The 13,643-nt window shown below is 63.5% G+C and carries 13 protein-coding genes; 9 read left to right on the plus strand and 4 right to left on the minus strand.

What is annotated here, in order from left to right; all coding sequences use genetic code 11:
• Positions 1-19: 19 nt before the first annotated feature.
• Positions 20-544 (plus strand): sigma-70 family RNA polymerase sigma factor, encoded by a 525-nt coding sequence (locus SM764_RS00820; RefSeq protein WP_274831320.1) that lies wholly within the window; start codon positions 20-22, stop codon positions 542-544.
• Positions 541-1,320 carry an anti-sigma factor family protein gene (locus SM764_RS00825; protein ID WP_369000770.1) on the plus strand — a complete coding sequence of 260 codons (780 nt, stop codon included), beginning with the start codon at positions 541-543 and terminating at the stop codon, positions 1,318-1,320. Before SM764_RS00820 ends, SM764_RS00825 begins: the two co-directional genes overlap by 4 nt.
• Positions 1,321-1,384: 64 nt before the next feature.
• Here the strand turns inward: SM764_RS00825 and SM764_RS00830 are convergent, their stop codons facing one another.
• The gene (locus SM764_RS00830) at positions 1,385-3,580 is read right to left on the minus strand and encodes a primosomal protein N' (RefSeq protein ID WP_369000771.1); all 2,196 of its coding nucleotides are present in this window, start codon (positions 3,578-3,580) and stop codon (positions 1,385-1,387) included.
• Between the two features lie 134 nt (positions 3,581-3,714).
• On the opposite strand from SM764_RS00830, the gene fsa reads away from it, so the two are divergent.
• The 3 genes from fsa (at position 3,715) to SM764_RS00845 (ending at position 6,408) form a co-directional block, all read left to right on the plus strand.
• Positions 3,715-4,368 carry a fructose-6-phosphate aldolase gene (gene fsa, locus SM764_RS00835; RefSeq protein WP_347509075.1) on the plus strand — a complete coding sequence of 218 codons (654 nt, stop codon included), beginning with the start codon at positions 3,715-3,717 and terminating at the stop codon, positions 4,366-4,368.
• A gap of 409 nt (positions 4,369-4,777) precedes the next feature.
• Positions 4,778-5,491 (plus strand): DUF484 family protein, encoded by a 714-nt coding sequence (locus SM764_RS00840; protein WP_369000772.1) that lies wholly within the window; start codon positions 4,778-4,780, stop codon positions 5,489-5,491.
• The gene (locus tag SM764_RS00845; RefSeq protein ID WP_369000773.1) at positions 5,488-6,408 is read left to right on the plus strand and encodes a tyrosine recombinase XerC; all 921 of its coding nucleotides are present in this window, start codon (positions 5,488-5,490) and stop codon (positions 6,406-6,408) included. Before SM764_RS00840 ends, SM764_RS00845 begins: the two co-directional genes overlap by 4 nt.
• Before the next feature lie 19 nt (positions 6,409-6,427).
• On the opposite strand, the gene SM764_RS00850 is transcribed toward SM764_RS00845, so the two are convergent.
• Positions 6,428-7,039, minus strand: a complete 612-nt coding sequence (locus SM764_RS00850; protein WP_369000774.1) for a methyltransferase domain-containing protein — start codon at positions 7,037-7,039, stop codon at positions 6,428-6,430.
• Between the two features lie 224 nt (positions 7,040-7,263).
• Here SM764_RS00850 and SM764_RS00855 point away from each other — a divergent pair, with 224 nt between their 5' ends.
• From SM764_RS00855 to SM764_RS00865, 3 genes are all read left to right on the plus strand, one after another.
• Positions 7,264-7,482 carry a hypothetical protein gene (locus SM764_RS00855; protein WP_274827716.1) on the plus strand — a complete coding sequence of 73 codons (219 nt, stop codon included), beginning with the start codon at positions 7,264-7,266 and terminating at the stop codon, positions 7,480-7,482.
• 39 nt (positions 7,483-7,521) lie between these two features.
• Positions 7,522-8,217 (plus strand): CDP-alcohol phosphatidyltransferase family protein, encoded by a 696-nt coding sequence (locus tag SM764_RS00860; RefSeq protein ID WP_065272653.1) that lies wholly within the window; start codon positions 7,522-7,524, stop codon positions 8,215-8,217.
• 192 nt (positions 8,218-8,409) lie between these two features.
• Positions 8,410-9,051, plus strand: a complete 642-nt coding sequence (locus tag SM764_RS00865; RefSeq protein ID WP_368947197.1) for a hypothetical protein — start codon at positions 8,410-8,412, stop codon at positions 9,049-9,051.
• 43 nt (positions 9,052-9,094) lie between these two features.
• Here the strand turns inward: SM764_RS00865 and SM764_RS00870 are convergent, their stop codons facing one another.
• The gene (locus SM764_RS00870; protein WP_369000775.1) at positions 9,095-9,583 is read right to left on the minus strand and encodes a methylated-DNA--[protein]-cysteine S-methyltransferase; all 489 of its coding nucleotides are present in this window, start codon (positions 9,581-9,583) and stop codon (positions 9,095-9,097) included.
• A gap of 326 nt (positions 9,584-9,909) precedes the next feature.
• On the opposite strand from SM764_RS00870, the gene SM764_RS00875 reads away from it, so the two are divergent.
• Positions 9,910-10,476, plus strand: coding sequence for a hypothetical protein (locus SM764_RS00875; RefSeq protein ID WP_369000776.1), 567 nt, complete (start codon positions 9,910-9,912; stop codon positions 10,474-10,476).
• A gap of 124 nt (positions 10,477-10,600) precedes the next feature.
• Here the strand turns inward: SM764_RS00875 and ileS are convergent, their stop codons facing one another.
• On the minus strand, positions 10,601-13,522 hold the full coding sequence (ileS, locus tag SM764_RS00880) for an isoleucine--tRNA ligase (protein ID WP_369000777.1): 2,922 nt from the start codon (positions 13,520-13,522) through the stop codon (positions 10,601-10,603).
• Between the last annotated feature and the right edge of the window lie 121 nt (positions 13,523-13,643).

Genomic DNA, 13,643 nt, shown 5'->3' on the forward strand with positions numbered 1-13,643 from the left:
CCGAAGGTCCCCCCCTCCCATGACCGACTTGGACAAGATCGAAGCCCAGATCCCGGCACTGCGCCGCTACGCCCATGCGCTGATGCGCGACGCCGAGGCGGGCGACGATCTTGTCCAGGATTGCCTCGAACGGGCCGTGGCCAAGCTGCATCAGCGCCGTCCCGATGGCGCGCTGCGAGCCTGGTTGTTCCGCATCCTGATCAACCGCCACCGCGACCTGATGCGCCGGGCCCCACGGCCTGGCCACCTGATCGCCGTCGACGAGCTGCCAAGCGAACCCTCGCGCCCGGCAGGACAGGAGGCACATATGGCGCTGCGTGAAACCGAGGCTGCCATCGCCCGGCTGCCCGAGGACCAGCGCCGCGCTCTGTTGCTTGTGGCGCTTGATGGCGCCACATTCGACGAGGCCGCGACCATGCTCGACATTCCGCGCGGCACGCTGATGTCACGGCTGGCCCGGGCCCGCGCCAGCCTGCGCACCATGACCGGCCGCGGCGGCGCAACGTCCGCCGCACCGAAACCAACCGGAAGACCCAACCGATGACCACCCATCCCGACACCCCGCTGAGCGATGATGAGCTGCTCGCCTATCACCACGGCGAACTGGACGAGGCCGCGCGCGCCGCGCTTACCGAGCGGATCGCAGCCGACCCCACGGCACAGACACGGCTCGCCGACTGGGCGCAGCAGGACGAGGAATTGCGGATGCTCTTCCCTGAACCGGAGGAGCCCACGCCCGAGGCCCTGACCGATATTCTGTGCCGCCCCACCCCTGCAACCGCGCCGCGCTCGCCCCTTCGCGCCCCGGCACGCGTGGCGGCAATGGTGGGCCTTCTGACACTTGGCGGGCTTGGCGGCTGGATCGGGCGCGGCGCGCTGGCTCCCATGACGTCTGGCAATGATCTGGCACAGGCCGCGCTCAAGGCTCATGACACCTATGTGGTCGAGGTGGTGCACCCGGTCGAAGTGCCCGCCAGTCAGCGCGACCATCTGGAAAGCTGGATCTCAAAACGCGTCGGCGCCCCGCTGGTTCCACCCGACCTCGCTGCCTCCGGTTTTGCGCTGATGGGTGGCCGGGTTCTACCGTCCGAGGACGGAACGGCCGGGCTTTTCATGTACGAAAACGACGTAGGCACCCGGATTACCCTTTATATTGCCCCCCAGCATTCCGGCGGCGACAGCGCCTTCCGTTACGCTGGTGAAGGAGCAACACAAGGCCTTTACTGGCAGGATGGCCCGCTGGGCTATGCGGTGGTCGGCCAGATGCCACGTGATCACCTGCGCACATTGGCCGAGAAGGCCTATGATCAGCTGCTCTGACTTTTCGTGACCATATCGGCCAGCGAAAAGCAGTGCACAGAATCAAGTAGGAAGGCCCCGTGCCCTAAAAGAAACTCTGCGGGTCGATATCGACGCTGAGGCGCAGATCGCCCTTTGGCCGCACCGGCGCGATCCAACGGGCGATGGCCTCTTGCAAGGGCGCGCCCTTGGCCACCTTCACCAGCAGCCTTACCCGGTGGCGGCCCCGGACCCGGGCGATGGGCGCAGGGGCCGGGCCGAACAGTTGCGCGCCGATCTGGCGCAGGGCACCATCGTTGCGCGCCAGCGTTTCGCCAAGATCAAAGACCTGCGCCAGATCCGATCCCGACAGGATGATCCCCGCCATCCGGCCAAAGGGCGGCACCCCGGCGGCCTGCCGTTCAGCGGCCTCCGCCTTCCAGAAGGCTTCCTCGTCCCCCGACAGGATCGCCCGGATCACCGGATGCTCGGGCTGAAAGGTCTGCAAGAGCGCCTCGCCCGGCTTTTCCGCCCGGCCCGCACGCCCCGCGACCTGCCGCATCAGCTGGAATGTCCGCTCTGCTGCGCGCAAGTCCGAGCCTTGCAGACCCAGATCCGCATCGATCACGCCCACCAGCGTCAGCAGCGGAAAGTTATGCCCCTTGGCCACCAATTGCGTGCCGAGGATGATATCCGCCTCCCCCGCCGCAATCTCCTCGATCCGCTGTTTCAACGCGCGGGCCGAGCCGAACAGATCGGAACTCAGCACCGCGATGCGCGCCTCGGGGAACAGCGCGGCGGCTTCCTCGCCCAGCCGTTCGATGCCGGGGCCAACCGGGGCCATCTTGCCCTCAACCTGACAGGAGGGGCAGACCTCGGGCACCGGTTTCGTCTCACCGCATTGGTGGCACATCAGCCGTTTCAGGAACCGGTGCTCGACCATGCGGCTGTCGCAGTGATCGCAAGCCACCTGTGCGCCGCAGGCCCGGCAGATGGTCACCGGCGCAAATCCCCGCCGGTTGAGGAACAACAGCGACTGTTCCCCCCGCTCCAGCCGCGCCTTCATGGCGTATTTCAGCGTCGGAGAGATCCAGGTCGAGGGCAGCAGATCCTCGGCCCGCATATCCACCGCGCGCATCTCCGGCAGCACCGAGGCGCCAAAGCGCGAGGTCAGATCCAGCCGCTTGTACTTGCCTGCGTCGGCGTTGGCCCAGGTTTCAAGGCTGGGCGTCGCCGAGGCCAATACCACCTGCGCCGAACACATGGCCGCGCGCAGCACCGCCATGTCGCGGGCATTGTAAAGGACGCCATCCTCCTGCTTGTAAGAGGTATCGTGTTCCTCATCGACGATGATCAGCCCAAGGTTCCGGTACGGCAGGAACAGCGCCGAGCGCGCGCCGATCACCAGCTGCGCCTTGCCCTGCCCCACCATGCGCCAGACCCGTCGGCGTTCGGTCATGGTGGCGCCGGAATGCCATTCCGCCGGGGTGGCGCCGAACCGCGCTTCGACCCGTTTCAGAAACTCCGCTGTCAGCGCGATCTCGGGCAACAGGACCAGCGCCTGCCGCCCGGCGCGCAAGGCCGCCGCCACCGCTTCCAGATAAACCTCGGTTTTGCCCGATCCGGTGACACCTTTCAGCAGCGTGGTGCCATAGGCGCCGCTTTTGACGCCCTCTTCCAGCGCCGCCGCTGCTGCCGCCTGATCGTCGGTCAGCGCCTTGCCCGGCAGATCGGGGTCCAGATGCGGGTAGGGCAGATCGCGCGGGGTTTCCTCCTCGCGCAGGGCGCCCTGTTTTACGAGCCCCTTGACCACCGACGGAGTCACGCCCGCCATATCGGCCAGTTCCTTGGGGGTGAAAGCCAGCCCACCAAATTCCTCCATCGCGTCCAAAACCCGGGCGCGGGCATCGGTCATCCGGTCCGGCTCTTGATCGCCGCGGCGCAGGATCTTGCGCATCGAGGGCGGATTGGACAGCCCCGGCGCCCGGCTCGCCAACCGCAGCATCGCGGGCATCGGCGTCAGCGTGTAATCGGCCGCCTTGCCCAGAAACGCGCGCATCTCGCCCCGCATCGGCGCCACATCCAGAACCCGGGTCACGCTGCGCAGTTTCGACGAATCAAAATCGCCCGCGCCCGGCCCCCAGACCACGCCCAGCACCTTGCGCGGACCCAGCGGCACCTCGACATAGGCACCGAGGAAACAACCGCCCTCGGGGGCGCGGTAATCCAGAAGCCGGTCAAGCGGCTGCGTGGTCAGCACCGCCACTCGCTCTCCTGCTTCGAAATGCTCCTGATCGCTCACCGCTACCTACCTTGTGCCCTTGCAAATTGTCCGTGCAAAGTGTCCCTGCAAAACCGCCGGGGCTTTTTAATGCCTCCCCCATGAGGTAAAGGCTAGCCCAATCAAGGCCAACCCACGCCAAAGGATTCCCGGATATGAAATTCTTCGTAGATACCGCCGAAATCGATGCCATTGCCGAACTCAATGACCTTGGCATGGTGGATGGCGTCACCACCAACCCCTCGCTGATCAAGAAATCCGGCCGTGACATCATCGAAGTCACCAAGGAAATCTGCGATCTGGTCGACGGTCCCGTTTCCGCCGAAGTGACGGCCACCGATGCCGAAACCATGATCGCCGAAGGCCGCAAGCTGGTCGAAATCGCCGAGAATATCGCCGTCAAGGTGCCGCTGACCTGGGATGGCCTCAAGGCCTGCAAGGTGCTCAGCGACGACGGAAATATGGTCAACGTAACGCTCTGCTTCTCCGCCAATCAGGCGCTTCTGGCGGCCAAGGCCGGTGCCAGCTTCATCTCTCCCTTCATCGGGCGTCTGGATGACATCAACCTCGATGGCATGGAGCTGATCGAAGACATCCGCACCATCTACGACAACTACGGCTTCGAGACCGAGATTCTCGCCGCCTCGATCCGCACCGTGAACCACGTGCTGGATAGCGCCCGAATCGGCGCCGATGTGATCACCGCCCCGCCCGCCGTGATCAAATCCATGGTCAATCACCCGCTGACCGACAAGGGCCTCGATGCCTTCCTCGCAGATATCAAGGCCGCAGGCATCAAGATCCTCTGATCCGGGTCCAATAACCCGACGCCCCAAAGGCGCCCTTTCCAGGGCGCCTTTTTCTTATCCCACGCCCCGCCGGGTCAAGGGCCGCAGAGCGGTCGCGCCCCGCGCGATCCACCCTTGACGCGGTCCCTTCCAATACACAATCGACATGGCGCTTTGAGGGGGCAGAGCGCCCCCTCAAACGCTTCTCAGCAAACCTCAAAAGGTCCGCCAGGACCGCCACGCCGGGCAACAGCCCGGCGCCCGGCCCAACCAGCGAGGAGGCCGCCCATGGCGGCCCCGCAGTGGGCGGGAGCCTCCCGATACCCTTAATGCGGAGCTTCGGCGTTTTCCCACCAGAGACAGATTTTTCACCCGCATCGCCCGAAACCCATGTTATAACCCTGTCAAAAGACCCCAAAGAGGTTCGAACATGAGCAGCAATACCGCCAAACTCGACGACGCCCTGCGCGCCGCGATTCTGGAAAAACCAGACGCGATCCTGGAGGATCAGAATCTGATGAACGCCCTCGTCAGCGCCAATGAACGCGCGATGGGCTCGAATATCGTGGATCTGCGCGGCATCGCCATGGAGCGGCTGGAGGCGCGACTGGATCGGCTGGAGGACACCCACCGTTCGGTCATCGCCGCGGCCTATGAAAACCTGTCCGGCACAAACCAGATCCACCGCGCGGTGCTGCGCCTGCTGGACCCCACCGATTTCACTGGTTTCCTGACCAGCCTCAATCAGGAGATGGCCGAAATTCTGCGTGTCGATGCACTGGCACTGGTGCTGGAAACCCGGCAGGAGGACGGCAGCGCCGCCGCCGAACGTATTGGCGATGTGCTGAAAATCGTCTCTCCCGGCTATGTCGCCGACTATGCCGCCGCAGGCGGGCGCGGCGGGCCGGACCGTCAGGTCACCCTGCGCCAGCTGCAGACCGGCAGCGCCCGGATCTATGGCGGCAAGGCGGAGTGGATCCGCTCCGAGGCCTGCCTGAAGCTGGATCTGGGCAGCGGCCGCCTGCCCGGCATGCTGGTGCTCGGCTCTGAGGATCCGCATCAGTTCTCGCCGCAGCAGGGCACTGACCTTCTCGGCTTCTTCGCGGGCGTCTTTGAACGAACCATGCGCCGCTGGCTGTCATGAGCCTGATCTCCCCGGCCTGCCGCGACGCCCTGCAGCACTGGCTGGAAGGGCTTGCCGCGCTGGGGGGCGCCTCGGCCAATACGATCACCGCCTATCAGGGCGATGTCACCAGCTTCCTTGCCTTCATGACCAGCCATACCGGCGGCCCGCAGGGGCTTGGCGCGCTGGCGCAGATCTCCACCGCCGACATGCGCGCCTGGATGGCGTCTGAGCGCAGCGCGGGCACCGGCTCGCGTTCACTGGCGCGCAAGCTGTCCTCGGTCAAAAGCTTCTATCGCTGGCTGGCGGCGCGCGAAGGGTTCGAGCCCACCGCGGTTCTTGCGGTGCGGGCACCGAAGTTCCAGAAAAAGCTGCCCCGCCCGCTGGCGCAGGACGCCGCCCGCGCCGTCATCGAGACGGTCGAGCTGCAATCCACCAGCGACTGGGTCGCCGCCCGCGATGTTGCGGTCGTGACCCTGCTTTACGGCTGCGGCTTGCGCATTTCCGAGGCGCTCAGCCTCACCGGCGGCGATGCGCCGCTGCCACAGGTCCTGCGGATCAAGGGCAAGGGCGAAAAGGAACGGGTGGTGCCTGTGATCGCCGCCGCCCGCGATGCCGTGGATCGCTATCTTGACCTCTGCCCGCATCCGCAGATGCAGGACGCACCGCTGTTTCGCGGCCAGCGCGGCGGTGCCCTCAATCCCCGCCAGATCCAGGGGGTCATGGCGAGAACCCGCGCCCAGCTGGGCCTGCCTGCCTCGGCCACGCCCCACGCGCTGCGGCACAGTTTTGCCACCCACCTGCTGGAGGCCGGAGGCGATCTGCGCGCCATTCAGGAGCTTCTGGGCCATGCCTCGCTTTCCACCACGCAGGCCTACACGGCGGTGGATACGGCACATCTGATGGAAGTCTACAACCGCGCCCATCCCAAGGCTTGATCTCAGACCGAAAGGCCCCTCAGCGTCGCTGGAAGACAGCCCAGGTAAAGGGTTGCTCGGCGCCGCCCGGTGTCTGGTGTACTTCTCGCCAGTGGTGCAACAGGGTGAACGCGTCCCCCAGCTCCTGCCCCAGCCCTTCGGCGGAATATCTGCGCACCGGCAGGCCGCTGCATGTCTCCGGCCCGTCCGGCGCAAAGGTTGCAAGGATCACATGTCCATCGGGACGCACCCCAATCCGCAAAGCAGCCACATAGGCGGCACGGTCGGCCGCGTTGGTCAGAAAGTGGAACACCGCCCGATCGTGCCAGATCCCATAGGCGCGCGGCGGCACCCATTCAGTGATATTGGCAGCGATGCGCACGACCTCCTGCGCCCGGTCTCCCAGCCGCTGTGCCTGTACCGACAAAGCAGCGTCGGAGATATCCAGAACCGTCAGATCCCGCCAGCCACGTTCCAGCAGAACCGCCGCCAGATCCGAAGCGCCACCCCCAACGTCCAGAAACGGCTGATCCTGCGCGCCGATCAGATCAATAGCCTTCAGCGAAGCCTTGGGATACGCCTGATACCAGCTGACGCTCGTCGGCGCCTTGCTCTCATAGACAGCATTCCAATGTGCGCTCTGGTCTGGCATCGCGCTCCCCCTTCAGACGCTCCCCGTGCCGGAGCATATCTGGCCAGCACATTAGACATGCGATTATCAGAATGCAAAACGCTCAGGCGGCCCCCCACCGGATGAGACAGGCATCCAAGCGCGCGGAATAAATAAAATGCAATATATTCCGAAGCCTGCCGACAACCTCTCCTTAACCGCGTTCAGAGTTGATAGGGGCAAACCCGCTCCAGAAAGGATGCCCTATGTATCACGACCCCCATTTCTGTTTTGGCCAGGCTCCCGCTGCACCGGCGGCGCCCGTCTCTCAGATCCGCCTCCCCCGCTCCATTCCTGTTTCGCATTGGCCCTTCCCCGGCTCCATCCCCGGCGTCGTAAGGGAAATGCTGTATATGTCCGATGATGGTGCCGCCTTTGATGCGGCCGTGGAAAACGCGCCCCATATCAGCAAAACGCTGCACTGAACCCTTGCGGGCCGAGGGCAAATTCGCCATCACGGGTGAATGAAACCTCAGATCCGCGCCATTCTCGTTCATCTTCTAACCGCCACCGGCGCCGTCTTTGCCATTCTGGCAATGCTGGCGGCCGCCGATGCCAAGTGGAGCCTGATGTTCCTGTGGCTGGTGGTCGCCTTTGCGGTGGACGGTGTGGATGGCCCGCTGGCGCGGCATTATCACGTAAAACGCTACGCGCCGCAGTTTGACGGGGTCCTGCTGGATCTAATCATCGATTACCTGACCTATGTCTTCATCCCGGCTTTTGCCCTGTTTAAATCCGGGCTGATGGCAGGCTGGACCGGCTGGTTCGCCATTATCGTCATCACCTTTGCCAGTGCGATGTATTTTGCTGACACCCGGATGAAGACAAAGGACAACTCCTTTTCCGGCTTCCCCGGCTGCTGGAACATGCTGGTGCTGGTGATCTTTGCGCTGGAGCCGAGCCACTGGACCAGCCTGGCGCTGGTGACGTTGCTCTCCATCGCGATGTTCCTGCCGCTGAAGTTCATTCATCCGGTCCGCACCCAGCGCTGGCGCCGCATTTCGCTGCCGGTGGCGCTGGTCTGGACCGCGCTGGCAGGCTATGCGGCCTGGATCGATTTCCATCCCGAAAGCTGGGCCCACTGGGGGCTGATCGTGACCTCGGTCTACCTGCTTTTCGTCGGGATCGTGCAGCAGATTTTCCCGCCCAAACGCGCCTGAGCCTGCTGCCGACGCAACCACGTGCGACAAAACCGGCCTGAAACCAGTAGCTTCTGAATACGTCTCAAAGCCGTCTCAAATGCGAGGCACTATGGCTTCCCTCGGGTAAGCCTGCCTTAAATTCTGATCGTCAGGATCGATGGAGCATCCTTTGCACCGGGGGTGCGTTCCAATCGTTCAGGAGATCATACCATGAATTCGATCCATGCCCCCGGCGGCCAGTCATCCGCCCATCACGCCCACTCTGCGCCCCGGCAGTTCACGCCGCCCGGCCAGTCGGACCAGCCGGACCGCGTTGGTCCGCCCGATCATGCCAAGGCCTGGGGCTGGCGCGCCAAGCAGGCCGCTGAAACGCCCGCAGAGCCTCCGGCAGAAACCACACAACCCAAGGGTGTTAATGCGGTGCTGAGCGGCAGCTTTGGCGAAATTTCCATCCGGATTGAAGACCTCGGCGGCGCATTCGACATCGAGGTCACCCGCGAGGACGGCGGGCTGAATGTCGCGACAGACAGCGGCACCGGCGGCGGCGAGATCAGGATTAACTTCGAGAACGGCGAACACGGCGGCCTTGTGGCCCTGTTTGAAACCAATGAAGCAGGCGAGATCACCGTTTCTGTGAGCAATGTCAGCGACAGCGATCCGGCGACCGAGGTCGCGGTCAGCCCGCTTGAGGTCCCCGAAGAGGCAGAGCCCGCGCAGGCGGACACCAGCCTGGCAGAGACCAGCGGCGCAGATATGGAAACCGTCGTTCTGGGTCTGGCCGCAGGCGATCCTGCCCCAACCGGCACCGGCGCCATGTCAGAGTATGACAAGGCGAAAGCATTGTTGTCCTGAACAGCGCTTCAGGCGTCTCGCCTGACGGACAAACCTTAGGATCTCAGATCAGCAACCCTGCCGCGCCCTCATGGCGCAGCAGGGATACTTTTGTTTCGATCCCACCCTGCCCTGAAAACCCGCCAAGCCCGCTGCCACCCAGCACCCGATGACAGGGGATGATGATCGGAATGGGATTGGCGCCGCAAGCATTGCCTACGGCCTGCGCCGAACTGCCAAGAGTCTGCGCCAGCTGACCGTAGGTGCGCGTCTCGCCAAAGGGAATGGCGGCGATTTCCGCGCAAACCGCCTGCTGATAGGCGGACCCTGCCACATCCAGCGGCAGGCTGAAGGCCTCTAACTCTCCCGCGAAATAGGCACGCAGCTGCGCCAATGCCCGGCTCAACACCTCCTCCGTTGCGGCATCTCCGGCGTGCGCCTGCGTAGGTTCTGCGGGAGTTTCCTTCCATCGCAGCCGGGTGATCGCCCCATCCTGCGCGGTCACGACCACCCGCCCGACCGGGGTTTTCAGATGCGCGCTCGGCTGCTGCATGCGTTCTGTCCTCTTGCAGTTGTTCACTTTGGGCGTTCCCACCCTGCGGCGGGCCGAAGCGGGCCGCAAGCCCGGGCGAGCAGCTCAAGGTGCGAAATGCGCACTTTGGTATAGGTGCCTTATCCCTCTGCCGCTCTCCCCTGCCCAAGCGGGCAGGTGCCAAGCAGTTTAATTAATATGTATTAATGATGGAACGCAGAGCGGGGTGCCTGCGTCGTGCTGCAATATCCCGGCCTCTGCCACGGACAGCCTTTCGGCCACCTGGAGGAGCAATGACAGGACAGACCAGCTGCACGTCTCGGTAAAGTAAAGGTGGGAACAAGGACATGATTCGACTGGATGCGGCCAACCTGGCCTGGAAACAAAGCTGGTCAGCCAATCAGCCGGTCATGGTCGGCCCAGTGCAGGCTGAAAAGGAGAACACCAGCCTGTCCGAAAAGATGGGCCTCTCCGAACAATCGGCCTATCGCCTGAAAGCCTTGCCCGAGAAGGAAAAGATTCAAGCCGCGACCGAACAGGTTGATGGCAGCCAGCAGGGTCTGGCCTTCCGCCAGCAGCGCGAAGAGGCCCTGCAAAACTCGCCAAACATGCAGAATAGCAGTGTGAACTCGGTCTTTACTGGTCCGGCCAAGCCGTCCCTGGTGGTACGCGACGCGCAGCAGATGCCGGGGCAACCGGATGCATCACCCTGGGAAAAGGCGCAGGACGACATGCGCCGCGAACGCGTGACAGGCTCTGCCTACGGTGCCCAATCCGAGATTTCCGCCGCTGCCAAGGCACTGTGGCGGCAGTATATTGCGCTGCTGGCCGGCCACCCGGTTGGGCCGCTGCCGATGAACGTCATCAACGCCTGTGCCAATTACAAGGCGGCGCAAAAGGTCGTTGCAGCCTGATCTCCGCTCGCCGCCCCTCTCCAAAGACCCGGATGTCCGACGAAAAAGCGCCGCCGTTACCCTCAGAAGGCAACGGCGGCGCAATCTGTTTTGGACCCGCCCCCGCAAAAGGAGGCGGTACGTCTTAGCTCAGCGCGCTGTCGCAGCGACCACAGACACCGGCATGGGCATGGGTGCCCACATCCGGCAGGATCTTCCAGCAGCGCTGGCATTTCTCGCCTTCTGCCTTTTCAAACACAACCGAGATGCCGTCGATCTCTGGCATGCGGAAGGCTTCGGCTGGGGCCGGATCGCCGGTCAAAACCACATCCGAAGTGATGCAGATATCGGCAAAATTCACCGATTTCAGCGCCTCCAGAACCTCCGGGTCGCGCAGATGCACCACCGGCGCGGCTTCAAGCGAGGCACCGATCACCTTGTCGGTACGCTGGATTTCCAGCGCCGAGGTCACCACCCGACGGGCCTGACGGATCGCGGCCCATTTCGCGGCCAGCGGCTCGTTCAGCCAGTCGGCCGGGGTTTCGGGGATGTCCACCAGATGGACCGAGCTGTCCTCGCCCGGGAAGCGTTCCAGCCAGACTTCTTCCATGGTGAAGACCAGGATCGGCGCCAGCCAGGTGGTCAGGCGGTGGAACAGGATGTCCAGAACGGTGCGCGCGGCGCGGGCATTCAGCGTATCGCCATCACAATAGAGCGCATCCTTGCGCACGTCGAAATAGAAGGCCGACAGATCCACGGTGGCAAAGGTGAAGACCGCCGAGAACACGCCCTGGAAGTCGAAGGCGGCATAGCCGGAGCGCACCTTGTGATCCAGTTCCGCAAGACGGTGCAGCACCCATTGCTCCAGCTCGGGCATATCGGCGGGATCAACGCGCTGGTCCTCGGTGAAATCGCCAAGGCTGCCCAGCATGTACCGCATGGTGTTGCGCAAGCGGCGGTAGCTGTCGGCGGTGCCTTTCAGGATCTCCGGACCGATCCGCTGGTCGGCGGTGTAATCGGTCTGGGCCACCCACAGACGCAGGATATCGGCGCCGTATTGCTGTACGACCTTTTCCGGCACGATGGTGTTGCCCAGCGATTTGGACATCTTCATGCCCTTCTCATCCAGCGTGAAGCCGTGGGTCACCACGTTGCGGTAAGGCGCGCGGCCCAGGGTGCCACAGGCCTCCAGCAGGGAGGAGTGGAACCAGCCACGGTGCTGGTCGGTGCCTTCCATGTAGACATCGGCGATACCGTCTTCGGTGCCATCTTCGCGGTCACGCAGCACAAAGGCGTGGGTGGAACCGGAATCGAACCACACGTCGAGAACGTCGAACACCTGCTCGTAGGCGTCCGGATCGACGATACCGTCCAGCACCTGCGCCTTGAAGCCGTCCTCGTACCAGACATCAGCGCCCTTTTCGTCAAAGGCGGCGACGATACGGGCGTTGACCTCATCGTTGCGCAGCAGGAAATCGTCATCGGTGGGCAGGGCGCCCTTCTTGGTGAAGCAGGTCAGCGGCACACCCCAGGCGCGCTGACGCGACAGCACCCAGTCGGGGCGCGCTTCGATCATCGAATAGAGACGATTGCGCCCGGTCTGCGGGGTCCATTTCACCAGCTGGTCGATCGAGGTCAGCGCCCGCTCGCGGATGGTCTTGCCATAGGTATCGAGCCCGTCGCCCAACTCCTTGTCCACGGCTGCAAACCATTGCGGCGTGTTGCGATAGATGATCGGTGCCTTCGAACGCCAGGAATGCGGGTAGCTGTGCTTGATCTTGCCACGCGCCATCAGCCCGCCGACCTCGACCAGCTTGTCGATGACGGTCTTGTTGGCATCGCCCTCGCCGCCTTTGCGGTTCAGGATGTATTTGCCGCCAAAGAACGGCAGATCGGCACGGAAGGAACCGTCGTCCATCACGTTGTAGGTGATGACCTGCTTCAGCATGCCAAGGTCACGGTAGAGTTCGAATTCCTCCATCCCGTGGCTGGGCGCGCAGTGCACGAAACCGGTGCCTTCGGTGTCGGTGACGAAATCGGCCGCGCGGAAATCGCGGATATCGTCCCATTCGCCATTGGAGCCTTCGGCACCTGCGAGGGGGTGAGTCAGGCCGATGCCTTCGAGATCGGACACCGGAACATCGGCAACGCGGGTATACTGGTCTTCCTCCAGCCGCGCGCGCTTCATGACGTCGGCGGCCAGGTTATCGGCCAGAACGTATTTGTCGCCCACCTTGACCCAGGATTCCTCTGGCGTGCCGGTCACCTCATAAAGGCCATAGGCAATGTCTTCGCCGTAAACCACGGCCTTGTTCGAGGGCATGGTCCAGGGGGTGGTGGTCCAGATCACCACATAGGCACCTGCCAGTTTGTGATCCGCAGGCTCGGCTACCTTGAACTTCACCCAGATGGTGAAGCTTTCCTTGTCGTGGTATTCCACCTCGGCCTCGGCCAGTGCGGTTTTTTCCACCGGCGACCACATCACGGGTTTGGAGCCCTGATACAGCGTGCCGTTCATCAGGAACTTCTGAAATTCGCCCGCGATCACCGCCTCGGCATGGTAATCCATGGTGAGATACGGATTGGCCCAGTTGCCGGTGATGCCAAGACGCTTGAACTCTTCGCGCTGGATGTCGACCCATTCATCGGCAAAGGCGCGGCACTCCTGGCGGAACTCGATGACCGGCACCGCGTCCTTGTTCTTGCCCTTCTTGCGGTACTGTTCCTCGATCTTCCATTCGATCGGCAGACCGTGGCAGTCCCAGCCCGGCACGTAACGCGCATCATAGCCCATCATCTGGTGCGAGCGCACGATCATGTCCTTGATGGTCTTGTTCAGCGCGTGACCGATGTGCAGGTGGCCGTTGGCATAGGGTGGGCCGTCATGCAGCGTGAACGGCTCGCGGCCTTCGTTGTTTTCGCGCAGCCGGTCATAGACACCGATCTTTGCCCAGCGCTCCAGCCATGCGGGTTCCCGCTTGGGCAGGCCCGCGCGCATGGGGAAATCGGTCTTGGGCAGGTTCAGGGTGTTCTTATAGTCGGGGGTCTGAGGCGTGTCGGCGCACATCGGTGGCGTCCTTTGAATAGCTGGTCGTCGTCAGGATTATCTGTGGGATATTCGGTTCGGTGCGATGGCTCAAGCACCTTTGCCCGGCGGCTCTTAGGATTCCGTGTTCGGATCAGAGCGC

Source organism: Pseudophaeobacter sp. 1A16562 (genome assembly GCF_041008785.1).
Classification (GTDB): Bacteria; Pseudomonadota; Alphaproteobacteria; order Rhodobacterales; family Rhodobacteraceae; genus Phycobacter; species Phycobacter gallaeciensis_A.